This window comes from Streptomyces sp. NPDC017529, assembly GCF_044329785.1.
In the GTDB taxonomy this organism is placed as follows: domain Bacteria; phylum Actinomycetota; class Actinomycetes; order Streptomycetales; family Streptomycetaceae; genus Streptomyces.
On record NZ_JBIRJY010000004.1, the window covers coordinates 507,390 to 532,360 of the forward strand.

18 protein-coding genes are annotated in these 24,971 nt (G+C 72.6%); 10 read left to right on the forward strand and 8 right to left on the reverse strand.

The window, feature by feature from the left end; genetic code table 11:
• Positions 1-49 precede the first annotated feature (49 nt).
• The 3 genes from ACH4K4_RS13025 to fxsT all read left to right on the forward strand — a co-directional run bounded on the left by ACH4K4_RS13025 (position 50) and on the right by fxsT (position 4,763).
• A complete protein-coding gene (locus ACH4K4_RS13025) occupies positions 50-277 on the forward strand; it encodes a YxD-tail cyclophane-containing RiPP peptide (RefSeq protein WP_398166958.1) in 228 nt (75 codons plus the stop codon).
• Between the two features lie 167 nt (positions 278-444).
• A complete protein-coding gene (locus ACH4K4_RS13030; protein ID WP_398166959.1) occupies positions 445-1,599 on the forward strand; it encodes an FxsB family cyclophane-forming radical SAM/SPASM peptide maturase in 1,155 nt (384 codons plus the stop codon).
• A 158-nt stretch (positions 1,600-1,757) separates the two neighbouring features.
• Entirely contained in the window at positions 1,758-4,763 is a 3,006-nt protein-coding gene (fxsT, locus tag ACH4K4_RS13035; protein WP_398166961.1) for an FxSxx-COOH system tetratricopeptide repeat protein, read from the forward strand.
• Positions 4,764-4,841: 78 nt separating this feature from the next.
• On the opposite strand, the gene ACH4K4_RS13040 is transcribed toward fxsT, so the two are convergent.
• The 4 genes from ACH4K4_RS13040 to ACH4K4_RS13055 all read right to left on the reverse strand — a co-directional run bounded on the left by ACH4K4_RS13040 (position 4,842) and on the right by ACH4K4_RS13055 (position 11,668).
• The gene (locus ACH4K4_RS13040) at positions 4,842-8,657 is read right to left on the reverse strand and encodes a multifunctional oxoglutarate decarboxylase/oxoglutarate dehydrogenase thiamine pyrophosphate-binding subunit/dihydrolipoyllysine-residue succinyltransferase subunit (protein WP_398166963.1); all 3,816 of its coding nucleotides are present in this window, start codon (positions 8,655-8,657) and stop codon (positions 4,842-4,844) included.
• Positions 8,658-8,895: 238 nt separating this feature from the next.
• Positions 8,896-10,107, reverse strand: a complete 1,212-nt coding sequence (locus ACH4K4_RS13045) for a sensor histidine kinase (protein ID WP_398166964.1) — start codon at positions 10,105-10,107, stop codon at positions 8,896-8,898.
• Positions 10,104-10,844 carry a response regulator transcription factor gene (locus ACH4K4_RS13050; protein WP_398166966.1) on the reverse strand — a complete coding sequence of 247 codons (741 nt, stop codon included), beginning with the start codon at positions 10,842-10,844 and terminating at the stop codon, positions 10,104-10,106. The genes ACH4K4_RS13045 and ACH4K4_RS13050 overlap by 4 nt, the downstream gene beginning before the upstream one ends.
• Positions 10,845-10,921: 77 nt before the next feature.
• Positions 10,922-11,668 carry a spermidine synthase gene (locus ACH4K4_RS13055; RefSeq protein WP_398166967.1) on the reverse strand — a complete coding sequence of 249 codons (747 nt, stop codon included), beginning with the start codon at positions 11,666-11,668 and terminating at the stop codon, positions 10,922-10,924.
• A gap of 234 nt (positions 11,669-11,902) precedes the next feature.
• Between ACH4K4_RS13055 and ACH4K4_RS13060 the strand changes: the two genes are divergently transcribed.
• The 3 genes from ACH4K4_RS13060 (at position 11,903) to ACH4K4_RS13070 (ending at position 15,971) form a co-directional block, all read left to right on the forward strand.
• On the forward strand, positions 11,903-12,745 hold the full coding sequence (locus ACH4K4_RS13060) for a rhomboid-like protein (RefSeq protein WP_398166969.1): 843 nt from the start codon (positions 11,903-11,905) through the stop codon (positions 12,743-12,745).
• A gap of 89 nt (positions 12,746-12,834) precedes the next feature.
• Positions 12,835-15,243, forward strand: coding sequence for an endopeptidase La (gene lon, locus ACH4K4_RS13065; RefSeq protein ID WP_398166971.1), 2,409 nt, complete (start codon positions 12,835-12,837; stop codon positions 15,241-15,243).
• 131 nt (positions 15,244-15,374) lie between these two features.
• Entirely contained in the window at positions 15,375-15,971 is a 597-nt protein-coding gene (locus ACH4K4_RS13070) for a Uma2 family endonuclease (protein WP_398166973.1), read from the forward strand.
• 57 nt (positions 15,972-16,028) lie between these two features.
• Here ACH4K4_RS13070 and ACH4K4_RS13075 read toward each other — a convergent pair whose 3' ends face one another.
• Positions 16,029-16,883, reverse strand: coding sequence for a lysozyme (locus tag ACH4K4_RS13075; RefSeq protein ID WP_398166974.1), 855 nt, complete (start codon positions 16,881-16,883; stop codon positions 16,029-16,031).
• Between the two features lie 216 nt (positions 16,884-17,099).
• Between ACH4K4_RS13075 and ACH4K4_RS13080 the strand changes: the two genes are divergently transcribed.
• Positions 17,100-17,603 (forward strand): MarR family winged helix-turn-helix transcriptional regulator, encoded by a 504-nt coding sequence (locus tag ACH4K4_RS13080; RefSeq protein ID WP_398166976.1) that lies wholly within the window; start codon positions 17,100-17,102, stop codon positions 17,601-17,603.
• Between the two features lie 111 nt (positions 17,604-17,714).
• On the opposite strand, the gene ACH4K4_RS13085 is transcribed toward ACH4K4_RS13080, so the two are convergent.
• The 3 genes from ACH4K4_RS13085 to ACH4K4_RS13095 form a co-directional block, all read right to left on the reverse strand.
• The gene (locus ACH4K4_RS13085) at positions 17,715-19,076 is read right to left on the reverse strand and encodes a cytochrome P450 (protein ID WP_398166977.1); all 1,362 of its coding nucleotides are present in this window, start codon (positions 19,074-19,076) and stop codon (positions 17,715-17,717) included.
• A gap of 37 nt (positions 19,077-19,113) precedes the next feature.
• Complete coding sequence (locus ACH4K4_RS13090; protein WP_398166979.1) at positions 19,114-19,824, reverse strand: TetR/AcrR family transcriptional regulator; 711 nt, start codon at positions 19,822-19,824, stop codon at positions 19,114-19,116.
• Between the two features lie 116 nt (positions 19,825-19,940).
• Positions 19,941-20,786: a protein phosphatase 2C domain-containing protein gene (locus ACH4K4_RS13095; protein ID WP_398166981.1), complete on the reverse strand. Its 846-nt coding sequence runs from the start codon at positions 20,784-20,786 to the stop codon at positions 19,941-19,943.
• 484 nt (positions 20,787-21,270) lie between these two features.
• Here ACH4K4_RS13095 and ACH4K4_RS13100 point away from each other — a divergent pair, with 484 nt between their 5' ends.
• Genes ACH4K4_RS13100 through ACH4K4_RS13110 form a run of 3 tightly spaced genes read left to right on the forward strand, consistent with a single transcriptional unit; the run spans position 21,271 to position 24,970 of the window.
• Positions 21,271-24,078, forward strand: a complete 2,808-nt coding sequence (locus ACH4K4_RS13100) for a nitrate- and nitrite sensing domain-containing protein (protein ID WP_398166982.1) — start codon at positions 21,271-21,273, stop codon at positions 24,076-24,078.
• A complete protein-coding gene (locus ACH4K4_RS13105; protein ID WP_398166983.1) occupies positions 24,075-24,572 on the forward strand; it encodes a roadblock/LC7 domain-containing protein in 498 nt (165 codons plus the stop codon). Before ACH4K4_RS13100 ends, ACH4K4_RS13105 begins: the two co-directional genes overlap by 4 nt.
• Complete coding sequence (locus ACH4K4_RS13110) at positions 24,569-24,970, forward strand: DUF742 domain-containing protein (protein ID WP_398166984.1); 402 nt, start codon at positions 24,569-24,571, stop codon at positions 24,968-24,970. Before ACH4K4_RS13105 ends, ACH4K4_RS13110 begins: the two co-directional genes overlap by 4 nt.
• The last annotated feature ends 1 nt before the right edge of the window (position 24,971 follow it).

The window sequence follows — 24,971 nt, forward strand, 5'->3', positions numbered from 1 at the left end:
GCTCGGGCGCGCGGGAAACACCCGTCCACCCGGCCCAGAGGAGAACAGCGTGGCGACAGTCCCCGTCACCGGTACGGCCCCGGCCGCACCGGTCGAGCCGTCCGGCCCGTCGGCCGAGCCGCTGCCGGACTTCGGCGGTGTCGATGTGGCCGCGGTGGCCGCGCGGACGGGCCATCCGGTGCTGGGGGCGGTGGCGTCCCTGCTCCTGCGCAACTGGGCGCCCGCGTCCGAGGCGGTGGCGTACTACGACGACGGGCCGGGCCCGGACGTACGCTGAGAGGCTGGCGCGTACCGGCCCCCAGGCGGCGGTTTTTGGGCAATCGGGCGGCGGATCCGGCCAGTTGTCGTTGCCCTGTGCATGTCTTCCGGTGGCCGAGCCAGGTATGGCCACAGCGGGGCCCCGCCGGGGCGCCCGGACGTCGGAAGCAGGCAGGGGGCGGCGTCGTGGTGTGCCAGAGCCGTCCAGACACCGCGGTCCCCTTCCGCCAGTTCGTCCTGAAGACCCACAGCCGCTGCAACCTCGCCTGCACCTACTGCTACATCTACGCGGGCCCGGACCGCAGCTGGCGCGAGCGCCCGCCGCACGCGCCGCCCGGCACCGTACGCCAGACCGCCCTGCGCATCGCCGAACACGTACGCGCCCACGGCCTGCGCGACATCCGCGTCGACCTGCACGGCGGCGAACCCCTGCTCACCGGGCCCGGACCGCTGCTCGACCAGGCGGCCGCGCTGCGCGCCGCGCTGCCACCGGACTGCCGGGCGCACCTCGGCGTGCAGACCAACGGCACCCTGCTCACCGAGCCGGTGCTCGACGCCCTGGCCGGCGCCGGGTTCCGCGTCGGCCTCAGCCTGGACGGCGGCACCCCGGGGCTCAACCGCCGGCGCCTGGACCACGCGGGCCGCGCCTCCTGGCCCGCGGCCTCCCGCGCCGCCCGGCTGCTGGCCCGCCGCCCCGACGTCTTCGCCGGCATCCTGTGCACCATCGACCTCACGTCCGACCCGGCCGGGGTTTACCGCTCGCTGCGCGCGCTCGGCCCCCCGATGCTCGACTTCCTCCTGCCGCACGCCAACTGGACCAGCCGCCCACCGGTGCCACCGGGCCCGGCGGGCCCCACCCCGTACGGCGACTGGCTGTGCACCGTCTTCGACCTGTGGTGGGGCGAGCCGGGACCGGCACCCCGGGTCCGGCTCTTCACCGAGATCATCGGCCTGCTGCTGGGCCGCCCGAGCACCAGCGAAGCGGTCGGCCTGTCGCCCGTCGTCGCACTCGTGGTCGACACCGACGGTGCCATCGAGCAGGTCGACTCCCTCAAATCGGCGTACGAGGGTGCCGCCGCCACCGGCCTGGACGTCTTCCGCAACAGCTTCGACGAGGCGCTGGACCACCCGGGCATGGCCGCCCGCAGGCTGGGCGCCGGCGGCCTGTGCGCGCAGTGCCGCTCCTGCCCGCTGCTCACGGTGTGCGGCGGCGGCAACTACGCCCACCGCTACCGCGCCGGCGGCACCGGCTTCCGTAACCCGTCCGTGTACTGCGCCGACCTGGAACGGGTGATCCGGCACATCGCGTCCCGGCTGGCGTCCGAGGTGCGCGCGGGCTGACGACCACGGCCGGTGCGGCACGAGCCGCCGCCTCCGTCAACTGGCGTACCGCAAACACGTCCTGACGTGGCGTCGGCGCGAGGGAGGACACTTGGGCTATCGTGCCGAAGAGCCAGCTCGCGCACGCGCGGACCACCGCACCCCGAGGAGACGGTCGCATGGTCGGTCAGCCCGGTAACACCGGCTCCGGAGAGCACATCACCATCAGCTACGCGGGCTTCAACCGGCCGTGGGCGGCGTGGATCTCGCACCAGCTGGAACAGCTCGGACACGGCACCACGATGCTGCGCTGGGACCCGCCGGCCGACAGCCCCCTCACCGAGGAGCTGGCCGGCCTGCTCGCCGCCGAGGGCCGCCTGCTGATGGTGCTCGACGACTGGTACTTCAAGCTGGGCCCCAAGACGCACGAGGAGTGGACGGCCGCCCTCCAGGAGGTGGTGCCGGACCACTCCGACCGGTTCGCGGCCGTCAGCGTGGCCACCCAGCGGCTGCCCGCCACCGCGTCCGTGCTGCGCCCCGCCGACCTGCGCGACCTGGACGCCGTCGAGGCCAACCGGCGCGTCCTGAACCGCCTCGGCGTCCCGGCCGCCAAACGGCGCCCCGCCGACCCCGACGCCAACGCGCCGCGCTTCCCCAACGACCCGCCCGAGATCTGGAACATCCCCCGCCGCAACAACCGCTTCACCGGCCGCGACACCGCGCTGGAGGAGCTGCACGGCAAGCTGGCGGGCCCGGTGCCGGGCCTCGGCCAGCCGCTGGAGACCCGGATCGCCCTGTACGGCATCTCCGGCGTCGGCAAGAGCCAGATCGCCGCCGAGTACGCCCACCGCTTCGGCAACGACTACGACGTCGTGTGGTGGATCAGCGCCACCAACCGGGGCGCGGCCCGCGAACAGCTCGCCGAGCTGGCCACCCGCCTCGACCTGCCCGTCGGCCAGGAGCTGGGCGACCGCATCCGCGCCGTCCACGAGGCGCTGCGCGTCGGCCGCCCGTACCGCCGCTGGCTGCTGATCTTCGACAGCGCCGACGACATGGAGCAGATCGAGGACCTGGTGCCGGACGGCCGCGGGCACGTCCTGATCACCACCCTCACCCGCGACTGGTCGGGCTCCGGCAGCGCCCAGGAGATCGAGGTGCTGCCCTTCACCCGTATCGAGTCGGTCGCCTACGCGCGGCGGCGCGCCCCGCGGCTGACCAACATGGAAGCCGACCTGCTCGCCGAAGCCGTGCAGGACCTGCCGCTGCTGCTCGCCCAGACCGCGGCCTGGCTGGACGCCAACCCGATGGCGCCCAAGGAGTACATCGAACTGATCCGCCGCGGCGAGCCCAGCCTGGTCGGCATCCGCATCTCCACCGACTACCCGATGGCCTTCCAGACCAGCTGGGCCATAACGCTGAACACCCTGCGCGAGCGCAGCCCCGCCGCGGTCGAACTGCTCAAGCTGTTCGCCTTCTTCGCGCCCGACGCGATCCCCGTGCCCATGCTCGCCCGCGCCCGGCGCGGTGACCTGCCCGAGTACCTGGCCGACCTGGCGGCCGAGCCGATCAGCTGGAACACCGCGCTGCGCCGGCTCACCGAGTCCACCGCCGTACGCCTGGACTACCAGGTCGCGCAGACCACCACGGACCCCGCCGTGGAGATCGCGCAGATGCACCGGCTCTACCACCGGTTCCTGCGCAGCGACATGACCGAGGACGAGCGGGACGCCATGTCCGCCACGGCCTGCCGGGTGCTGGCCACCGCCGACCCGCAGAGCCCCTCCGACACCCGGACCTGGGAGCGCTACGCCGCCCTGATCCCGCACCTGGAGCCGGCCGGGGTGCTGGACAGCCCGGAGACCTCCGTCCAGGAACTGCTGCTGAACTGCGTCGAGTACCTGCGGGTACGCGGCGAGTACCGGATCGGCCTGCGGCTGTGCGAACAGTTCCTCTCCCGCTGGCGCACCCGCATCGCGCCCACCCAGCGCACCATGCTCGTGATCACCCACCAGCACGCCAACATGCTCCGCAGGCTGGGCCGCTACCGCGAGGCCGAGGCGGTCGGCAGCGCCATCGTCGAGGAACTGGCCGCCGAACGCGGACCGGACGACGGCTCGCTGCTGCGCGCCCAGGACGGCCTCGCCGGTACCCTGATGGCCCTGGGCTCCTACAGCCAGGCGCACGACATCTTCGAGGCGGTCGTCCGCGGCCGTACCGAACTGCTCGGTCCCGAGGCGCCGCTGACCCTCTCCTCGCGCAGCAACCTCGCCTCGGCGCTCAGCGCGCTCGGCCGCTACGAGGAAGCGCTCACCCTCTTCGGCGAGGTGCTGCTGGTCTGGGAGCGCGAACTGCGCTCCCGGCACCACCTCACCCTCGGCGCGGTCTCCTCCTACGCCCGCGTGCTGCGCCTGCTCGGCCGCTACACCGACGCGCTCTCCCGCCAGGAGATGAACGTCCGCCTCTACCACCAGGTCATGGGCCGGCACACCCCGATGACCCTGCGCGCCGAGCACAACCTCGCGCTGTGCATGCGCCGCTCCGGCGCCGTCACCCAGGCCGACGCGCTGATGGGCGACGTGGTGGAGCGCTCCCGCCGGGTGCACGGCCCCCGCCATCCGGAAACGCTCATGATGCAGGCCAACTACGCCACCTTCCTGCGCGAGCACGGCGACCTCGGCGAGGCCAAGGAACTGGGCGAGGAGGCCGCCGACCGGTACCGCACCCTGGTCGGCGAGGCGCACCCGTTCACCGTCGGCGCGCTCGGCAACACCGGCCTGGTGTGCTGGGAGTTCGGCGAGCGGGACAACGCCCTGGCCATCGCCGAACGGGCGCTGAGCGGCATGACCGGCGCGGTCGGCCCCGACCACCCCTGGACGCTGGGCTGCGCCCTGAACGCCGCCGGCGCCCGCAACCGCGTCGACGACGAGGAGAGCGCCGCCGAGCTGAGCCGGGACACCCTGGAGCGCGCCAAGCGGGTGCTCGGCGACACCCACCCGCTGACGCTCTCCGCCAAGACCGCCCTCGCCGACGACCTGCGGGCGCTGCGGCGCGGCCAGGAGGCCTCCAAGCTGGAGCAGGAGGCCGTACAGCAGCTCACCGAGACCCTAGGCGCCGAGCACCCCCACACCCTCTCCACCCGCCGCCGGCGCCGCCCGTACTGGGACTTCGAGCCGCAGCCGGTCTGAACGCACGAAGGCCCGGGGCCCCGCCGCGAACGTCGGTTCACGGCGGGGCCCCGGGCTGTCACACCGGTGGGGTGCGGGCTACGCGTCGAACGCCTCGGCGATCAGCGCGGCCTGCTCGGCCTGGTGGCGCTTGGCGGAACCCACGGCCGGCGACGAGGAGTGCGGCCGCGAGATGCGGCGCAGGCGCTCGCCGTGCGGCACGTCGGCACCGACGGACAGGTCCAGGTGGTCGATCAGGTTCAGACCCAGGAACGGCCACGCACCCTGGTTCGCCGGCTCCTCCTGCACCCACAGGTACTTGCCCGCGTTCGGGTACTTGGCGATCTCCGCCTGGAGCTCCTTGCCGGGCAGCGGGTACAGCCGCTCGATACGGACCAGCGCCGTGTCGAACGCGCCGCGCTTGACCCGCTCCGCCTCCAGGTCGTAGTACACCTTGCCGGAGCAGAAGATCACCTTGGTGACGTCCTCGGCCTTCGCCGCGTCGTCCGCGATGACCGGCCGGAAGCCGCCCGTGGTGAACTCCGCCGTCTTCGACGCCGCCGCCTTCAGACGCAGCATCGACTTCGGGGTGAAGACGACCAGCGGCTTGTGGTGCGGGTTGTGCACCTGCCAGCGCAGCAGGTGGAAGTAGTTCGACGGGAGCGTCGGCATGGCGACGGTCATGTTGTTCTGCGCGCACAGCTGGAGGAAGCGCTCGATGCGGGCCGAGGAGTGGTCCGGGCCCTGGCCCTCGTAGCCGTGCGGCAGCAGCAGGGTGACGCCGGAGGTCTGGCCCCACTTCTGCTCCGCCGAGGAGATGAACTCGTCGACGACGGTCTGCGCGCCGTTGGCGAAGTCACCGAACTGCGCCTCCCACAGGACCAGCGCCTCGGGGCGGGCCAGCGAGTAGCCGTACTCGAAGCCCATCGCCGCGTACTCGCTCAGCAGCGAGTCGTAGACGTTGAAGCGCGCCTGGTCCTCGGACAGGTAGAGCAGCGGGGTGTAGTCCTCGCCGGTCTCCCGGTCCACCAGCACCGCGTGGCGCTGGCCGAAGGTGCCGCGGCGGGAGTCCTGGCCCGACAGGCGGACCGGGGTGCCCTCCATCAGCAGCGAGCCGAAGGCGAGGGTCTCGCCCGTGCCCCAGTCGATCGTGTCGTCCTCCACCTGGGCCGCGCGGCGCTGCAGCTGCGGCAGCAGGCGCGGGTGGACGGTGACCCGCTCGGGGATGTTGACCTGGGACTCGGCGATCCGCTTGACGACCTCCTGGGAGATCGCGGTGTCCACGGCGACCGGGAACTCGGCCTGCGGCTCCGGCACCTCGGGGGCGGCCGGGGCGGTGGTGGCCTCGCGGACCTCCGTGAAGACCTTCTCCAGCTGGCCCTGGAAGTCCTGGAGGGCCTGCTCGGCCTCCTCCAGCGTGATGTCGCCCCGGCCGATCAGCGACTCGGTGTAGAGCTTGCGCACCGAGCGCTTCTTGTCGATCAGGTCGTACATCAGCGGCTGCGTGAAGCCCGGGTTGTCGGTCTCGTTGTGACCGCGGCGCCGGTAGCAGATCAGGTCGATGACGACGTCCTTGTTGAACGCCTGGCGGAACTCGAAGGCGAGGCGCGCGACCCGCACCACGGCCTCCGGGTCGTCACCGTTCACGTGGAAGATCGGCGCCTCGATCATGCGGGCCACGTCCGTGGCGTACATGGAGGAGCGGGCCGACTCCGGCGCGGCGGTGAAGCCGACCTGGTTGTTGATGACGATGTGCACGGTGCCGCCGGTGCGGTAGCCGCGCAGCTGCGACATGTTCAGCGTCTCGGCGACCACACCCTGGCCCGCGAAGGCCGCGTCGCCGTGCAGCTGGACCGGCAGGACGGTGAAGTCCGTGCCGCCCTTGCCGATGATGTCCTGCTTGGCGCGGGAGATGCCCTCGACGATCGGGTCGACCGCTTCGAGGTGCGAGGGGTTGGCGGCCAGCGAGACCTTGATCTGCTCGCCGTCCAGGCCGGTGAAGGTGCCCTCGGCGCCCAGGTGGTACTTCACGTCGCCGGAGCCGTGCATCGACTTCGGGTCGAGGTTGCCCTCGAACTCGCGGAAGATCTGCGCGTACGACTTGCCGACGATGTTGGCGAGCACGTTCAGGCGGCCGCGGTGGGCCATGCCGATGACGACCTCGTCCAGGCGCGACTCGGCGGCCGAGTCGATGACCGCGTCCAGCAGCGGGATGACGGACTCGCCGCCCTCCAGGGAGAAGCGCTTCTGGCCGACGTACTTCGTCTGGAGGAACGTCTCGAACGCCTCGGCGGAGTTCAGGCGGCGCAGGATGCGCAGCTGCTCCTCGCGCTCCGGCTTGGAGTGCCCGCGCTCGACCCGGTCCTGGATCCACTTGCGCTGCTTGGGGTCCTGGATGTGCATGAACTCGATGCCGGTGGTGCGGCAGTACGAGTCGCGCAGCACGCCCAGGATGTCGCGCAGCTTCATCATGGTCTTGCCGGCGAAGCCGCCGACGGCGAACTCCCGCTCCAGGTCCCACAGCGTCAGCCCGTGCTCGATGATGTCGAGGTCGGGGTGCTTGCGCTGCTCGTACTCCAGCGGGTCGGTGTCGGCCATGACGTGGCCGCGCACCCGGTAGGCGTGGATCAGGTCGAAGACCCGGGCCGCCTTGGTGACGTCGTCGTCGTGGCTGACGTCGATGTCGCGCAGCCAGCGCACCGGCTCGTAGGGGATGCGCAGCGACTTGAAGATGTCGTCGAAGAAGTCGTTCTCGCCGAGCAGCAGTTGGTTCATGATGCGCAGGAACTCGCCGGAGGCGGCGCCCTGGATCACGCGGTGGTCGTACGTGCTGGTCAGCGTCATGACCTTGGCGATGCCCAGCTTGTTCAGGGTGTCCTGCGAGGTGCCCTGGAACTCGGCCGGGTAGTCCATCGCGCCGACGCCGATGATGAGGCCCTGACCGGGCATCAGGCGGGGCACGGAGTGGACGGTGCCGATGCCGCCCGGGTTCGTCAGCGACGCGGTGACCCCGGTGAAGTCGTCCATCGTCAGCTTGTTGTTGCGGGCGCGGCGGACGATGTCCTCGTACGCCTGCCAGAACTCGAAGAAGCTGAGCGTCTCCGCCTTCTTGATGGCGGCGACGACGAGCTGGCGGTCACCGTTGGGCTTGACCAGGTCGATGGCCAGACCGAGGTTGACGTGCTCGGGCTTGACCAGCGTCGGCTTGCCGTCCTTCTCCTGGAAGGAGTAGTTCATCGACGGCATGGCCTTGAGGGCCTGCACCATCGCGTACCCGATGAGGTGGGTGAAGGAGACCTTCCCGCCACGGGCGCGCTTGAGGTGGTTGTTGATGACGATGCGGTTGTCGAAGAGCAGCTTCACCGGGACGGCGCGCACGGACGTGGCCGTGGGCAGCTCCAGGGAGGCGTTCATGTTCTTCGCCACGGCGGCGGAGGGGCCACGGAGGGTGACCAGTTCCGGGCCTGCGGGCGCCTCGTCGGGCTTCACGTCGTCCTTCTTGGCTGCGGGCTGTGCGGGTGCGGTCTTCACTGGAGCGGCCTTGGCGGGCGCCGGGGCGCTCGCTGCGGGCTTGGCCGGGGCGGCGGGCTGCGCCGCGGCGGGCTCGGCGGCCTTCGGCGCGGGCTGCTGCGCGGCGGGGGCCGCGGGCGCGCTCGGTGCGGCCGGTGGCGTTGCGGCGGCCGGGGTGGCGGGGCTGCCGGCACTCGCCGGGGTCGGCGCGGTGGCGCCCGCTCCCGGCTTGTAGTCGGCGAAGAAGTCCCACCAGGCTCGGTCTACCGAGTTCGGGTCCTGGAGGTACTGCTGGTAGATCTCGTCGACGAGCCACTCGTTCGGACCGAACGCGGCAGCAGGGTTCTTACCCTGCCCCTCTTGGTCAGTCGAAGTGCTCGAACTGTTGGGGGACTGTGGCGACACGGCGGCAACCGCCCTCTTCCGCTTCCTAAGGTGGTGGACAGCGGGAATAAAGGCTACGCCTCTCCCGACCTTTGGTGCAGTCCGGGAGGGTCAGTCGTCGTGCACGTCACATTCAGCAAGAGGTTTCGGGGCATGACTTGACGGGAAACACCCATGGTTCGCCCGCATCCGGGTAGGGGGTATCACCGTCGCACCCCGGAATTGAGTGCTTCCGCCACCGACCCTACGTCACCCGGCGTCAGCCCCGCGTGGAGTCGCTCCCCGGAAGAGTGACCCGGATGCGGCAGCCGCGCGGGGACTCGGCCACTCCTATACGCCCTCCGTGCAGATCCACCGCCCAGCGGGCGATCGCCAGGCCCAGGCCCGTACCGCCGTCGCTGCCCGGCCCGGACGCCGCCGGATCGCCCCGGTTGAAGCGCTCGAAGACGCGGTGCCGCTCGGCCGCCGGAATGCCCGGGCCCTCGTCCTGCACCTCCAGCTCCAGGCTCTCGGGCGTCTCGCCGCGCCGCGCCCGCACCGTGACCCGGCCGTGCCGCGGGCTGTGCTTGATGGCGTTGTCGATCAGGTTGGCCACGACCTGGTGGAGCCGCTCGGCGTCCGCGTGCGCCGTCAGTTCGGGCGGCGAGACGTCCAGGTGCAGGTGCACGTCCGTACGGGTGTGGGTGCCGGAGCCGGCGAGCCCCGACAGCGTGGAGGCGCCCCGGCTCATGTTGGCCTCCTTGAGCACCCCGGACAGGTACGGCCACACCTCGAAGCGCCGGGAGTGCAGCGGGACCACCCCGTTGTCCAGCCGGGACAGGTCGAGCAGGTGCTCGACCAGCCGCCCCAGCCGCTCGGTCTGCTTCAGTGCCGTGCGCATCGTCTCCGGGTCGGGGTCGCAGACGCCGTCCACCACGTTCTCCAGGACGGCGCGCAGGGCCGCTATCGGGGTGCGCAGCTCGTGCGAGACGTTGGCCACCAGTTCCTTGCGGTGGGTGTCCACCGCCTCCAGGTCGGCGGCCATCCGGTTGAAGGCGTCGGCCAGGTCGCCGAACTCGTCGCGCCGGCCGCCGCGCACCCGGCGGGTGTAGTCGCCGTCCGCCATCGCCCGCGTCACGTCCGTCATGTCGTCCAGCGGAGCGGTCAGGCCCTGCGCGACGAACTGGGTGACCAGCAGCGAGGCGATGATCGAGAAGACCGTGATGACCCGCAGTTCGGTGTCGGAGTGGATGGCGACGAACACCAGCAGAGTCGTGATGACGACCGAGACGATCACCAGCGCGCCGAGCGCCGCCTTGACCGAGCGGTACGGGTCCAGCGGGCGCAGCCCCTCCCAGACCCGCTGCCACGCCGGTTTCCAGAACCGTTCCCGCAAGCCGCCGAGCCCGTCCCACGCGCGCTCCCGCGCCCGGTCGGCGCCCCGCTCCCGGTCCTTGCGCGCGGCCGGCCCGCGGCGGGCGGGAGCCGTCATGCCGGCGGGGTCTCCAGCGCGTACCCGACGCCGTGGACCGTACGGATGCGCTCCGCGCCGATCTTGCGGCGCAGCGCCTTGATGTGGCTGTCGACCGTACGGGTGCCGGACGCGTCCGCCCAGTCCCACACCTCGGCCAGCAACTGCTCGCGGGAGAGCACCGCGCGCGGCGTGTTCGCCAGGCACACCAGCAGGTCGAACTCGGTCGGCGTCAGGTGTACGTCGGTGCCGCGCACCCGCACCCGGCGCTGCGCGTGGTCGATCTCCAGCTCGCCGAGGCGCAGGATGCCGCTGCGCGGCGTGTGGGCGGCCAGCGCCGCCCGCTCCACCCGGCGCAGCAGGACGTGCACCCGCGCGGCCAGCTCCCGCATGGAGAACGGTTTGGTCATGTAGTCGTCCGCGCCGACGCCCAGCCCGACCAGCATGTCCGTCTCGTCGTCCCGCGCGGTGAGCATCATGACCGGGACCGGGCGCCGGGCCTGCACCCGGCGGCACACCTCCAGCCCGTCGAAGCCCGGCAGCATCACGTCCAGGACCAGCAGGTCCGGCTGCCACGCCTCGGCGGTGTCCACCGCGGCGGGGCCGTCGGTCGCGGTCTGCACCTGGAAACCCTCGGCGCGCAGCCGGGCCGCGATGGCGTCCACGATCGTGGGGTCGTCCTCCACGACGAGGACCCGGCGCTGGGCGCCGGGCGTGGCCGCGGCGGTGCCGCCCTGGGTGGTCTGAGTCTGATCCATCGCCCGCCCCTGCGTGTCCCCGTGTGCGTGGTCGCATCCTGCTGGGCAGCAGCGTAAGGGCAGGGTGTGACCGTCGGCTACGCGCCCTTGCGCGCGAGGTGCACCACGTCGGGGACGCCTCGGACAACGGGGATCTCTTCGGTACGTACGCCGGTGAACCCGGCATTTCGCAGCGCGGTTTCGAACGCGGCGGACGGCTGCGCCGACCACACGGCGAGCACGCCGCCGGGCCTCAGAACGTCCTTGCAGGCGGCGAGGCCGGCGGGGGAGTAGAGGCCCCCGTTGTCCTCGGTGACGGTCCACTCCGGGCCGTTGTCGATGTCCAGGCACAGCGCGTCGAAGGCCCGCCCGCCGGCGCCCTCGCGTACGTACGCGACCAGGTCGGCGGCGACGACGTCGGTACGGGGGTCGGCGAGCGCCGCCCCGGACACGGCGGACAGCGGCCCCGCCCGGTGCCAGTCGACGACCGCGGTCTCCCTCTCCACCACGGTGATCCGCCCCCACCGCTCCTCCTGCGCGGCCCTGGCCAGGGAGAATCCGACGCCCAGCCCGCCGATCAGCACCTCGGGCGCCGGGCGCCCGCCGTCCAGCTCCGCCAGCGCCGCGTCCACCAGCAGCTGTTCGGAGCGCCCGTCGGAGGTGTCCATCAGGAAGCACCCGTTGGCGATGATCTCGAAGTGCTCCCCGCGCTGCCGCAGCACCACCTCGCCGTACGGGCCCTCGCGCCGGTCGAGGGTCAGCGGGCCCTCCGGCGGGGCGCCTGCGGGGACGGGTGCTCCGGGTACGTGCACGGGGTGAGGCACGGCGTGCGCGGGGTGAGACATGGCGTCCATCCTGGCGAATGCCGGAAGGCCGGGTCCAGCCGATAACGCTGGCCGCCCGGACGCGCCGGTGACGTACGTCACCGGCACAGCTCGCTCATGGGTTGAACATGCAGGCTGTCCCGGACGTAGATCCAGTGGACGGGGATCGACCACGCGGTGCGCACGGCCGAGGGGGTACGGACGTGGCCCGCCGGCGGCGCCACCCGGCGCCACGACGGAAGGGGCCTGGAACCAGTGAGCCGGGTTGCGACGGCAGACACCACCTCCGAGCGGACGGCCGCCGAAGGAGCGACGTCCCCCGACAGGGCGTGTGCCCAGGAGACGACGTCCCTCGAAGGGGTTCCCAGGCAGCGGAGCGCCGCGGAGCCCGGAGAGTCCGCTCCGGCCGCCGCGCCCCCGGCCCCGCTGCCGGACTCCGAGCCCGTACGGACAACGGCATCCGCACCGACCCCCGTATCCATACGAACCCTGCCGCGGCCCTGGCGCCTGCTGCCCACCCCCCTCGGCACCCCCTTCACCTTCGGCTACACCCTCCTCCTCGTCGTCACCTCGCTCTTCGCCGAGCACGCCGACCCCGACCTGGTCCACGCCCTGCTCCAGGCATCCAGCACGGACGTCGAGCACCTGGCGCAAGCACCCCTGCTGGTGCTCGTCGCCAGCGCCCTGTGGATCGCCGGCGGTATGACCTCCGCGTACGCCATCGCCTTCCTCTTCGTCCTGACGGCGCTGGAACGCCGCGCCGGCCCCCTGCGGACGGCCGCGGTCTTCTTCGGCGGCCACGCGGTCGCCACCCTCGCCACCGAAATCCCCGTGGGCGCCGCGGTCGCCCTCGGGCACCTCCCTGCCGATTCCCTCCAGCGCCTCGACTACGGCATCAGCTTCGGCGTGATGGCCTGCACCGGCGCGCTGGCGGGCCTGCTGCCCGCCTGGGCCCGGTGGCCCCTCCTGGCGGGCGTGGGCTGGTTCGCCGTCGACAACCTGCTGATCTCCGCGGACCCGGTCAGCGACTCCGGCCACCTCCTGGCCCTGGTCCTCGGGGTGCTCGCCTGGCCCCTCCTGCGGCGCCGCCGAAGCTGATCGCTCACAGCGAACACGCGTGAGGGAACATCCCGGGGCTCACAAGCATTGAGTGGGTGTTGCTCAACTTGCCTGCCGAAGGGGAGATCATGGCTCCGACGTCCGCCTCGCTCACTCTGCCCGTGCTGCCCCTCGACGACGAGGTGGTCCTGCCCGGCATGGTGGTGCCCCTGGACCTTTCCGAAGCGGACGTGCGCGCCGCCGTGGAAGCCGCGCAGTCCGCCGCCTCACCGGGTAACAAGCCGCGGGTGCTTCTTGTGCCGCGGGTCGACGGCGCGTACGCGGCCATCGGTGTGCTCGGCCGCGTCGAGCAGGTCGGGCGGCTGTCCGACGGCGACCCCAGCGCGCTCATCCGCGGACTCGGCCGGGTGCGGATCGGCGCCGGGACGACCGGCCCCGGCGCCGCCCTGTGGGTGGAGGGCACCACCGTCGAGGAGACGCTGCCCGACCCGCTGCCCGGCGCCGTCGCCGAGCTGGTCAAGGAGTACAAGGCCCTGACCACCGACTGGCTCAAGAAGCGCGGTGCCTGGCAGGTCGTGGACCGGGTGCAGCAGATCGAGGACGTCGCACAGCTCGCGGACAACTCGGGCTACTCGCCGTTCCTGAGCACCGAGCAGAAGGTGCAGCTGCTGGAGACCACCGACCCGGTGGCGCGGCTCAAGCTGGCCACCGAGGCGCTGCGGGACCACCTCGCCGAGCAGAACGTGGCGGAGTCCATCGCCAAGGACGTCCAGGAAGGCGTCGACAAGCAGCAGCGCGAGTTCCTGCTGCGCCGCCAGCTGGAGGCCGTCCGCAAGGAGCTGGCCGAGCTGAACGGCGACCCGGAGGACGAGGGCGAGGACTACCGCGCCCGCGTCGAGGCCGCCCGGCTGCCCGAGGAGGTCCGCAAGGCGGCCCTCAAGGAGGTCGACAAGCTGGAGCGCGCCAGCGACCAGAGCCCCGAGGGCAGCTGGATCAGGACCTGGCTCGACACGGTGCTGGAGCTGCCGTGGAACGAGCGCACGGAGGACGCGTACGACATCCCCGGCGCCAAGGAGATCCTGGACGCCGACCACGCCGGTCTGGAGGACGTCAAGGAGCGCATCACCGAGTACCTGGCCGTGCGCAAGCGGCGCGCGGACCGCGGCCTGGGATCGGTCGGCGGCCGCCGCGGGGGCGCCGTCCTGGCGCTGGTCGGGCCGCCCGGCGTCGGCAAGACCTCGCTGGGCGAGTCCGTGGCCCGTGCCATGGGGCGCAAGTTCGTCCGGGTCGCGCTCGGCGGCGTGCGGGACGAGGCGGAGATCCGCGGCCACCGGCGTACGTACGTCGGCGCGCTGCCCGGCCGCATCGTGCGCGCCGTCAAGGAGGCCGGCTCGATGAACCCGGTCGTCCTCCTCGACGAGATCGACAAGGTCGGCTCGGACTTCCGCGGCGACCCGGCTGCCGCCCTCCTCGAAGTCCTCGACCCGGCGCAGAACCACACCTTCCGCGACCACTACCTGGAGGTCGAGCTGGACCTGAGCGACGTGGTCTTCCTGGCCACCGCCAACGTCCTGGAGGCCATACCGGAGCCGCTGCTCGACCGCATGGAACTGGTCCGGCTGGACGGCTACACCCAGGACGAGAAGGTCGTCATCGCCCGCGACCACCTGCTGCCGCGCCAGGTGGAGCGGGCCGGCCTGGAGCCCGGCGAGGTCATGCTCACCGACGAGGCGCTGCACAAGCTGGCCGGCGAGTACACCCGCGAGGCGGGCGTACGGAACCTGGAGCGGGCCGTCGGGCGCCTGCTGCGCAAGACCGCGGCCCAGAGCGAACTGGGCGAGCGCGACCTGCCGTTCACGGTGGGCGTGGAGGAACTGCGCCCGCTGATCGGGCGTCCGCACCACACCCCCGAGTCGGCGCAGGACCCGGCCGAGCGGCGGACGTCCGTCCCCGGCGTGGTCACCGGCCTCGCGGTCACCGGAGCGGGCGGCGACGTGCTGTACGTGGAAGCCTCGCTCGCCGACCCGGAGACCGGCGCGTCCGGGCTCCAGCTCACCGGCCAGCTGGGCGACGTGATGAAGGAGTCCGCGCACATCGCGCTGTCCTTCCTGCGCTCGCACGGCGCCGAACTGGAGCTGCCCGTCGGCGACCTGAAGGAGCGCGGCGTCCACCTGCACGTACCGGCGGGCGCGGTCCCGAAGGACGGCCCGAGCGCGGGCGTGACGATGACGACGGCGCTGGCCTCGCTGCTCTCCGGCCGGCAGGTGCGCCCGGACGTGGCGATGACCGGCGAGGTCTCGCTGACCGGGCGGGTGCTGCCGATCGGCGGCGTCAAGCAGAAGCTGCTCGCGGCGCACCGGGCGGGCATCACGACCGTGGTCATCCCCAAGCGCAACGAGCCGGACCTGGACGACGTGCCCGCCGAGATCCTGGAGAAGCTGGACGTCCACCCGGTCTCCGACGTCCGCCAGGTCCTCGACCTGGCCCTGACCCCGGCCTCGGCCCCGGCCGCCCCGGAGGTCCCGGTCGCGGCGTGACGGACGCGGCCGGCCACAGCGGCCCGGAGCCCCTGACACGGGGCTCCGGGCCGCGCGTGTCTCGAACGCCGTACGTATCGTTGTACCGCGCGACTGCCCGCGGCACAGCGGCAGCGGGGAGGAGCGGCACGGTGACCATCGCAGCGACCGACAGGACCGAGATGGCCGACAGCGACCAGCAGAACCTGGACACCTTGTTCGAGCTTCTGTGCGACATCGTCCCCGAGGGCTACAAAGCGGAGATCGTCGGGGGGGCCATCCATATGTCACCACAGCGTCGTGTGCACTGGACGATCATCAGGCGGGTGCTGCGGCAGTTGGAAGACCGCTTCGGTGATGAGGCGGGAATCGACACGGACGTCCGTCTGGACCTTCCTGGCTACTGCAACGGCTTCGCTCCGGACCTGTACAAGATCGCGGACGGTGCCGAACCGGACGCCAAGGGGCGCTGGCGGTACCAGGATGTGGAATTCGTCCTCGAAGTCATCTCGCGAGGGACCGCCGTGAACGACTACGGCCCGAAGAAGGCCGCCTATGCCGCCGGTGGCATCCCCGTGTACTTGATCGCGGATCCGTACACGGGGCTGTGCCACCTCCACACGATGCCGAAGGACGACGAATACCGCGCGTACCGCACGCTCGACTTCGGAACGCCGATCGACCTCACCGACACCCCGCTCGGGATGATCCTGGCGACCGACGGCTTCCCGAGGGAACCACAGGACTGAGAGTGCGGCCGGATACTGGCCCCGGACGAGGGCGGGCCGCGCCGGGGCCCGCGCCCCTCACCCGTTCGCCAGCGCCTGCAACCGGTCGTACGTCCCGTTGAACCGGTTCCGGTCGCCGACCGTGGTGCCCGACGACGTGTACTGCCAGATGGTGTGGAAGCCCCAGCCGGCCGGGAGTTCGCCCACCGACGAACCGTAGCGGGGTATCCACAGGGGGTTGACGGCGCCGAAGCCGGCGTAGTTGCCGGTGCACTGCTTCCACCAGCCGGTGGAGGTGTAGATGACGGCGTCCCGGCCGGTGCGCGCCTTGTAGGTGGCGAAGAAGTCCTTCATCCAGGCGACCAGTCCGGCCGCGGTCTTGCCGTAGCAGGTCGAGCCGTACGGGTTGTATTCCATGTCGAGCGCGCCGGGCAGGGTCCGGCCGTCCTTGGACCAGCCGCCGCCGTGGTCCGCGAAGTAGTCGGCCTGGGCCGCGCCGCTGGAGGTGTCCGGAGTGGCGAAGTGGTACGCGCCGCGGATCATGCCGACGTTGTAGGAGCCGTTGTACTGCTGGGCGAAGTAGGGGTTGGTGTAGCTGGTGGACTCGGTGGCTTTGACGTAGGCGAAGCGGACCCCGCCGTTCCAGAGCGTCTGCCAGGGGACGTTGCCGTTGTGGCTGCTGACGTCGACGCCTTCGACGGAGGCGAGGGACGGCGGCGGTGCCTCGCCCGGCGCGTCGCCCTCGTGCTTGGCGACCTGGGAGCCGGCCCAGTCCAGGCCGGGGTGGGTGGGCTCGGGGGCCGGTCCGTGCGGGGCGGCGCCGGCGGTGCCGGGCAGGGTGAGGAGGAGGGCGGCGACGGCGAGGAACACGCCGACCAGGGCCGCGTACGAGCGGGGGCGGCGGCAGGAGGGGCCGGATCTGTGCACGGGCATACGTGCCTCCGAGGATCTCGGTGAACTGACCGTACCGGCGACGGCTTGGTGTGGCCATGTCAGGAACGTCAACCGACGGTACGCGCGTAGATGCGGGCCGCAAAGAGGGGAGCCGGGGTTCCGTTGGTCTACTCCTGCGAAATACTGGACACGCTGCGGCTTCGGCCGCCGCCGGAAGAAACTTTCACGGTCCGGAAAGCGGGAGAGGGCGCTGACGTGCACGACACCAGAGCCGACAAAAGGGCGGGGGGCGACGAGCCCAGTGGCGTGGACCAGGTGTTCCTGTCCCTGGAACGCGAGTTGGCGGTCTTCCTGCGCCGCGCCCGCGCCACCTCCGGCGAGCTGGCGCGGGACATCCACCCGGAGCTGGAGTCGGCGGCGTACGGCCTGCTCGTACGCCTCGCCGACGCGGGCCGGCAGCGCGCCACCGACCTCGCCGGCTACTTCGGCGTGGGCAAGGCGACGATGAGCCGGCAGCTGCGCGCCCTGGAGGACCTCGGCCTGATCGCCCGCGAGCCGGACCCCGCCGACGGCCGGGCCGTCCTCGTACGCCTCACCGACGAGGGCCGCGACCGGTTCAGCCGCGTACGCAACGGCCGCCGCGCCCAGTACGCCCGCAGGCTCGCCTCCTGGGACCGCCGCGAGGTCGCGGAACTGGCCAGGCTGCTGCACCGGTTGAACGCGGAGCAGGACGCGGAGGAGAGCTGCGCGAAGGGCTGAGAACCGGCGCGCGGGCCCCGGCGGGACCGTACGCACCGGCTCTCGGCCCGGTGCCCGGCGGGCGGAGGACGGCCGCCTCCTCCGCGGACGGCCGGCGCTCCGCCCCGCCGGTCACGCCTCCGGGTGCAGCCTCAGCGGGAGCCGGCGCAGCCGCCAGGTGCCCGGCCGCCGCATGCGCTCCCGCTTCTCCAGTTCCTCCGGGGAGAGGGCGAGCGCCAGGTCCGGGTAGCGCGTGAGCAGCTTGCCGAAGGCGACCTCCGCCTCCTGCCGGGCGAGCGAGGCCCCCAGGCAGTAGTGCATGCCGTGCCCGAAGCCGACGTGGTCCTCCGCCCGGCCCGCCGGCTGCCGTGTCAGGTCGAGCCGCTCCGGGTCGGTGTAGTGGCGCGGGTCGTGGTTGGCGGCGACGAGGCTGAACATCAGCATGTCGCCCTGGCGGACCTCCGTGCCGGCCACCTCGGCGTCCTCGGTGGCGTACCGCGGCTGGGTGGCCTGGATCGGCCCGCACCAACGCATCAGCTCGTGGACCGCGCGCGGCAGCAGGGCCGGGTCCTCGTCGAGGAGGCGCCGCTGGTCGGGGTGGGTGAGCAGGGCGACCGTGCCGTTGCCGATGAGATGGGCGGTGGTCTCGTGGCCGGCCAGCACCAGCGTCAGGACCAGGGTCACCATCTCGGTGTCGCTCAGCCGGTCGCCGTCGTCGTCCTGCACCCGGATGAGCGCGCTGAGCAGGTCGTCCCGCAGGGCCGCGCGGCGTCGTCCGATCAGCTCGTGGACGTGCTCGACCATGGCCGGCACCGCGGCGCCGACGCGGCTCGGGTCCAGGGAGGCGAAGGCGGCGCCGAACTCCCGCCACAGCCCCCGGTCCGCCTCGTCGATGCCGACCAGCTCGCAGATGACGGTGATCGGGAGCGGGTAGGCGAAGTGCTCGATGAGGTCGACGACGCCGTCCTCGGCGTGGCCGGGCAGCCGGTCCAGCAGCTCGTCGGTGACGAGTTCGACGCGGGGCCGCAGGTCCTGGATGCGGCGGGCGGTGAAGGCGCGCGAGACCAGGCGGCGCAGCCGGGTGTGGTCCGGCGGGTCGCTGGTCAGGATCGACTTCACGAGGTACTCGCGCAGGTGGCTGGGCACGCCGAACAGCTTGACGAGCCGTTCGCGCGGGTCCTCGCCCTGGTAGCCGGGCACCCGGCTCGGGTCGTTGACGAACCGCGGGTCGCGCATCACCTCGCGCACCACGTCCAGGCGGGTGACGAGCCAGAGGGGCGTGTCGTCGAAGAACCGGGCGCGGACGAGCGGGGCCTGTTCGCGCAGCTTGCCGTAGCCGGTGTACGGGTTGTCGAGCAGCTCCGGTTCCATGAGGTTCGGCTCGCCCGGGTGCAGGCCGACGTAGGTGGGCAGCGTGTCGGGCAGGGCGACGGAGTCGGAGGCGGGTGCGCCCGGCGGGGTGGCCGCGACGGATTCGGTGGACGATGTGGTCATCGTGCGTTCTCCTCTCGATCAGGGGTGTGACCGGGGATCACTGGCGTAGTTGCCGCCGCGTTTCCTGTCGGCTCAGTTCCTCCAGGCGCGCGTAGCGCGCGATGATGCCGGGCGCGGCTACGGCGGTGAGCCGCGGGTCGGGGTCGGCGTGGGTTTCCAGCGCGGTGCGGATCGTGTGGCACAGGAGGTCGGCCCGTTCCTCGGGCCGGCCCGGCGCGCGTTCGGGGAAGAGCACCTCGGCCTGGAAGAAGCCGCCGGCCGTCGCGAGGCAGGTGTACATCTGCCGGTCGACGCTCAGGTCCTCGCGCACCAGGCCGTGGGCGCGCAGGTCGGCCAGCTGCGAGCGCAGCGTCTGGTTGCCGGTCTCGACCAGCTCCGCCATCTCTTTCTTGGCGACGTCGTTCAGCCGCCCCATGATGTCGGAGTCGTCGAGGTACAGGGCGCGCAGTACGGGGTCCTCGACGAAGTCCAGGAGGGCTCCGCGCAGCAGGCGGCTGGGCAGTATGTCCCGGCTGTCTGCCCGCATGCGTTCCAACTGCCTGCGGTGCTGCGCCGTCTTGGCGCGCAGGACCACGGCCAGCAGCAGCGCGTCCTTGGTTTTCCAGTGCAGGTAGACGGTGCCCTTGCCGACGTCCGCGCGGCGGGCGATCTCGTCGGTGGTCACGCGGCGGTAGCCCCAGGCGAGCAGCAGTTCGCACGCGGCGTCCAGGATGCGTTCGCCCCGCTCCGTACGCTCCGCTGCTTCCACGTGCCCCCCTCTGACTGTGTGACCAGATTTCTCATCTGGTCACACAGTCAAAGTTAGGCCGGGCGGAGCCGGACGTATAAGGCTGTTTTCGGCCGCCCCGGCCCGCCCCGCCCCTCTTACGGCTCGACCAGGACCACCGTCGCGTCGTCCCGGGACTTGCCGCGCGGGAACCGGGTGCCCGCCGGGTCCGCGGCCTCCGCCGCGCGCACCCGGTCGACCAGGGCCTGCGGCCCCTCCTTGCGCACCACCGCGAGGCAGTCGGCCCAGGAGCCTTCCCCGAAGACCTCGACCCACCGCGACGCCCCGTCGCTGAGCGCGGTCAGCGACCGCACTTCGGAGCGCGGGAAGGAGCCGGTGACCGCGCGGGCGGCCACCGCCGGGTCGGTCGCGGCGGTGAAGAAGCCGCCCTCGGCGTTGCGCAGCGCCTCGACCGCGGCCCCGTACTCGCGGCCCGCCGCCGTGCGTTCGGCGGAGCCGCGCGGCAGCGCCCGTACGGCGTCGCGCAGGGTCTGCACGGCGGGCGGCAGTTCGTCCAGGCGGGTGTCCAGGACCGGCCGCACCGAGCCGTCCGGGTGCTCCACGAGGAGGACGGAATCGGACAGGACCAGGTACTCGACGGTGCCGGGCGACCACCGCGCGGCCACCACGGTTGCCTGGGGCGTACGGGCGTGAGAAAGGTCACAGGTGGAACGGTGAACTTCGGCCGTCCGGGAGATGGCGGCCGAAAGTGTCTCAGGGAGCGTCATATCGCGGTATGAACCGGACAGTTCGAGCAATGCGCCGCCCAGCCGGGCGGTGAACCACGGCACTCCGTGCGCGCAGCCGACGTCGTCGGGCGGTGGGGTCACACCGTCCAGCAGGACCAGGGCTCCGCCCTGGCCGGAGGCGGGAAGAGCGACGGACGCGTAGTCCTCGTTCGGGTGTTGGGGGTCTCCCGGCTCGGTGGCCAGTTCGATGCGCATGCGGGCCAGTCTGCCGCAGCGGGTCCGGTTTCCCGCGGTGTGCGCCGTTCGCCGGGCCTGGGTGCGTAGCAGCAGGTCAGAGCCGTAACAGGGGCTTGAAATCGCGGTCGGGCCGGATGCGGGCGCGCATCTTTCCAGGACTCCGTACGGTTCTCCAAACCCGTCCGGGGGTTGCGGAGGGTTGCACGCCGCGGCGGCCAAGATCGGAAGTTGATGGTCAACTTCCGATTGATGTTCACTCATTCGAGTGGCCGGGTGTGCGTTGCCGGGCCGCTGCGCGATGCCGGTGGAATGGTCGTGGCCCGGATCTTGGGTGGGGCCGGAACGCTCGTCGCGACGCGCAGAGCCGGGCTGTTTCCTCTCGCGGACGTGCGAATTGCTGCGGATCACGCGGCCTTCGCACGGGTACGCGCCGCGAGCGGAGGGCGATCCGGGTCCGCGGGACCACACGGTGTGGGCAGGCGAGACAGGAATGCGAGCAGCGGTGCCAAAGAAGCGGCTTCGGGACGGCGCGGTCGGTCCGGAAACACCGGCCGGTTCGGTTTCGGGTACGGCTCAGGGCGTCGGCCCGGCCGCACCCCCGGGGGCCGTACCGGCGCCGGGAACCGGCACCGCGCCCGGTGGCACCGGGCCCGCCGCCCGTGGGAAGAAGCCCCCCAAGGCCGCTCCGCCCGCACCCGTCCCGGCGCCCGCCGGGCGCCGCGCGCGGGTGCGCAACCGGCTCGTCGTCGCCGTGGCCGTCGCCGCGGCCGCCGTCCTGGGCGCGGGCGCCCCAGCCGTCCTGTCCGCCGTGGACGACGCCCACGACTCCCAGCGCCTGGTCGACCTCGCCGGACTGAACGCCCGCGCCGTCACCCTCGCGCACTCCCTCGCCGACGAGCGCGACGCGATGACCGAGTACGTCGCCGCGGGACGCACCGCCAAGTCCGGCGCCGGCGTCTCGGAGTCCCAGCGGGCCCGCGTGGACCGGCAGATCGGCGAACTGCGCGCGGTCGCCCACGGAGCCGCCGGGGCCACCGACACGTACAAGGCAGCCGACAAGCTGTTGCGCGCGCTGCCGGAAACCCGCCAGAAGGCGCTGTCCGGCCCTGGCCAGGCCACCGACACCCTCGACGCCTACACGGCCGCGATCCAGGCGCTGGGCGCCCTGTCCGACGCCGTCGCCCGCGACCTGCCCGCCCGCGCGAACGAGGTTGCCCCGGACGCCCGTGCCCTGCCGCAGCTCGGCCGCGCCACCGACCAGGCGTCCGTCACCCGCGCGCTGCTGGTACCGGCCCTCGCCAACGGCGGCCCGCAGCCCCGGCTGACCGCCGCGGCCCAGCAGTCGTACGTACGCGAACAGGCCGCGCTGGCCGCCTTCAAGCAGTCGGCGAGCACCAAGGCGCAGGACGCCTACGAGCGCACCGTCAACGGTGGCGACGTCAACACCGCCGAGCACTACCTCACCCGGCTCACCGACCAGCCGCGCCTGGACGCCGCCGACCAGAGCCTGAGCAGCGCACGCGTACAGGCCGCGCTCACCGCCCGGATCGGCCTGATGCGCGGCGTCGAGGCGTCGATGGCCACCGCCGACATCGACCGGCTCGGCGCGCTGCGAGACGACGACGTGACGGCCATGGAGATTCGTATCGCCCTGGTCGGCGCCTGCCTGCTGCTCGCGGCCGGCGCCGGTGTCTCCGCGTGGCGCTCGGTGACCCGGCCGCTCGCGGCGCTGCGACTGGGCGCCAAGCGGGTGGCGGCCGACCCGGCGGGCGAGCCGCCGGTCGGGTTCAAGGGCCGCAACGACGAGTTCGCCGACGCCGTACGGTCCGTCAACGCGCTGCACGCCCACGTGGGCGAGACCGCCCGCCGGGTCGCCGGACTGGAGGCCGAGCGCGCCCGGCTGGTCGGCGGACGGCAGCGGCTGGCCGCCGAGCGCGAGGCGCTTCGGGAGGAGCGGGAGTCGCTGCGGCAGGAGATCGCGGACCTCACCGGGCGGATGACGGCGCTGCGCACCGGCGTACAGGGACGGTTCGTCAACCTCGCGCTGCGCACCCTGGGCCTGGTGGAGCGCCAGCTGACCGTCATCGAGTCGCTGGAGGAGAAGGAGCAGGACCCCGACCGCCTGGAAACCCTCTTCAAGCTGGACCACTTCGCCGCCCGCATGCGGCGCAACAGCGAGAACCTGCTCGTGCTGGCCGGCGCCGAGCACAGCACCGCGCACCCGGGCCCGGTCCCGCTGCTGGACGTGCTGCGCGCCTCCGTCAGCGAGATCGAGCGGTACGAGCGGGTCCGCGTCCAGTCGCTGCCGCCGCACTCCCAGGTCGCCGGGTTCGCCGCCGACGACATCAGCCACCTGGTGGCCGAGCTGCTGGAGAACGCCACCGCCTTCTCGCCGCCGGACTCGCATGTCGAGCTGTCCGGCTGGCTGCTGGAGAGCGGCGAGGTCATGCTCTCCGTCCAGGACGAGGGCATAGGGATGACCGCCGACCGGCTGGCGGAGCTGAACGCCCGCCTGGCGGACGCGGCGGAGCCCTCCGGCGACAGCCTGGAGACGGCGGACGAGGCCCTCGGGCTCGGCCTGTACGTCGTCGTCCGGCTCGCCGCCCGCCACGGCGTGCGCGTACAGCTGCGGGACCAGAAGCAGGGCGGCATCACGGCCGTCGTCGTGCTGCCCGCGTCCATCCTGCCCACCCGGCCCGCCCCGGCCGCCGCGCACACGCCGCCCGGCGAGTCCGGCGCCACCCAGAACCTGCCCGGCTCGGTCGCCGAGGCCAACTCCAACACCCTCCAGACGCGGCTGCCGCGCCTGGACCCGGCGGCCGGGAGCGCGGACCAGAGCGAGCACGCCCCCTCGGACGACTCCCTGGTGGCAGCGGCGGAGCGCGCCGTGGACGCCGCCGAACACGACAGGACCCAGGACGCGGCCCACCCGGCGCCCGGGACCGCGGACCCGGCCGCGCAGACGACCAGCGGGACCGGCGCGGCAGGACCGTACGCCGCCGGGCCCGGCGAACACACCCGGGCGGACGCCGCGACGCCGCCCCGGGTGACCGATCAGGGGCTGCCCAAGCGCACGCCCAGGATCGTGGCGCGGAAGCCCCCCGCCGCACCCCGCACGGGCAACGCGGCGGCCAACGCCGAAGCCCTGCGGGCCCGGCTCGGCGGCTTCCAGCAGGGGGCGCGGGACGGCCGGCGCGACGTCGAGGCCGAGATCGCGGAACGCACAGCGGAGCAGACCATCCCACAGACGGACACCGACGGAGCGGGGGCCCCGGGAGAGAGCCACGTTGTCGAGGAGGCACGCGATTGAAGGCGCAAGCGCCCACTGCTTACGGACTGAGCAGTCAGGCACGGAATCTGCACTGGTTGCTGACCAACCTGGTTGACGAGGTACCGGGCATCCGCTCGGTCGCGGTGGTCTCCTCCGACGGACTGCTGCTGCTCTCCTCCGACCCGAAAGCCGCCGCCACGGCGGCTCCGGGCGGGCGGCCCGGAGCACCCGCGGGGCCCCGCGGGTCCAGCGCGGACCTGGCCACCATCGTCTCCGGGCTGGGCAGCCTGACCACCGGCGCCGCCAGGCTGATGGACGGCGGCGCGGTCAAGCAGACAATGGTCGCGATGGAGGAAGGCAGCCTCTTCGTCATGTCGGTCAGCGACGGCTCGCTGCTCGGGGTGCACGCCGCCCCGGACTGCGACATGAGCGTCATCGCCTACCACATGGCGCTGTTCGTCGGCCGGGCCGGCCATGTCCTCACCCCCGAACTCCGCAGCGAGCTGCGCAAGTCGATGGAGAGCGCCCAGTGAGCACCGTCCCCAAGCTCCCCGTACGCGGCGGGGACAGGAAACCCTCGCGCGTGCGCCCGTACTCGCTCACCGGCGGACGCACCCGCTTCGGCCACGTGCTGCTCGTCGAGACGTTCGTGGCCGCGCTGGACGGCCCCGAGGAGCGGCGCGAGCTGACCTCCGGCGGCTGGGGCGACCGGGTGATGCCGGAGATGCGCGCGATCGTCGAGCTGTGCCGCCGCATGCGCTCGGTCGCGGAGATCTCCGCGCTGCTCAAGATGCCGCTGGGCGTGGTCCGCGTCCTGCTCAGCGATCTCGCAGACCAGGGAAAGATCCGCGTCTACGGCACCGGGCACGGCCCCGGCCGGCCCGACCGCGCGCTGCTCGAAAGGGTGTTGGGTGGACTTCGCAGGCTCTGAC

Bases quoted from the DNA above. Each gene is read 5' to 3' on its own strand.
- fxsT (WP_398166961.1), top strand. From the start codon at position 1,758: ATGGTCGGTCAGCCCGGTAACACCGGCTCCGGAGAGCACATCACCATC.
- ACH4K4_RS13045 (WP_398166964.1), bottom strand. From the start codon at position 10,107: ATGACGGCTCCCGCCCGCCGCGGGCCGGCCGCGCGCAAGGACCGGGAG.
- ACH4K4_RS13050 (WP_398166966.1), bottom strand. From the start codon at position 10,844: ATGGATCAGACTCAGACCACCCAGGGCGGCACCGCCGCGGCCACGCCC.
- ACH4K4_RS13055 (WP_398166967.1), bottom strand. From the start codon at position 11,668: ATGTCTCACCCCGCGCACGCCGTGCCTCACCCCGTGCACGTACCCGGA.
- lon (WP_398166971.1), top strand. From the start codon at position 12,835: ATGGCTCCGACGTCCGCCTCGCTCACTCTGCCCGTGCTGCCCCTCGAC.
- ACH4K4_RS13075 (WP_398166974.1), bottom strand. From the start codon at position 16,883: ATGCCCGTGCACAGATCCGGCCCCTCCTGCCGCCGCCCCCGCTCGTAC.
- ACH4K4_RS13085 (WP_398166977.1), bottom strand. From the start codon at position 19,076: ATGACCACATCGTCCACCGAATCCGTCGCGGCCACCCCGCCGGGCGCA.
- ACH4K4_RS13095 (WP_398166981.1), bottom strand. From the start codon at position 20,786: ATGCGCATCGAACTGGCCACCGAGCCGGGAGACCCCCAACACCCGAAC.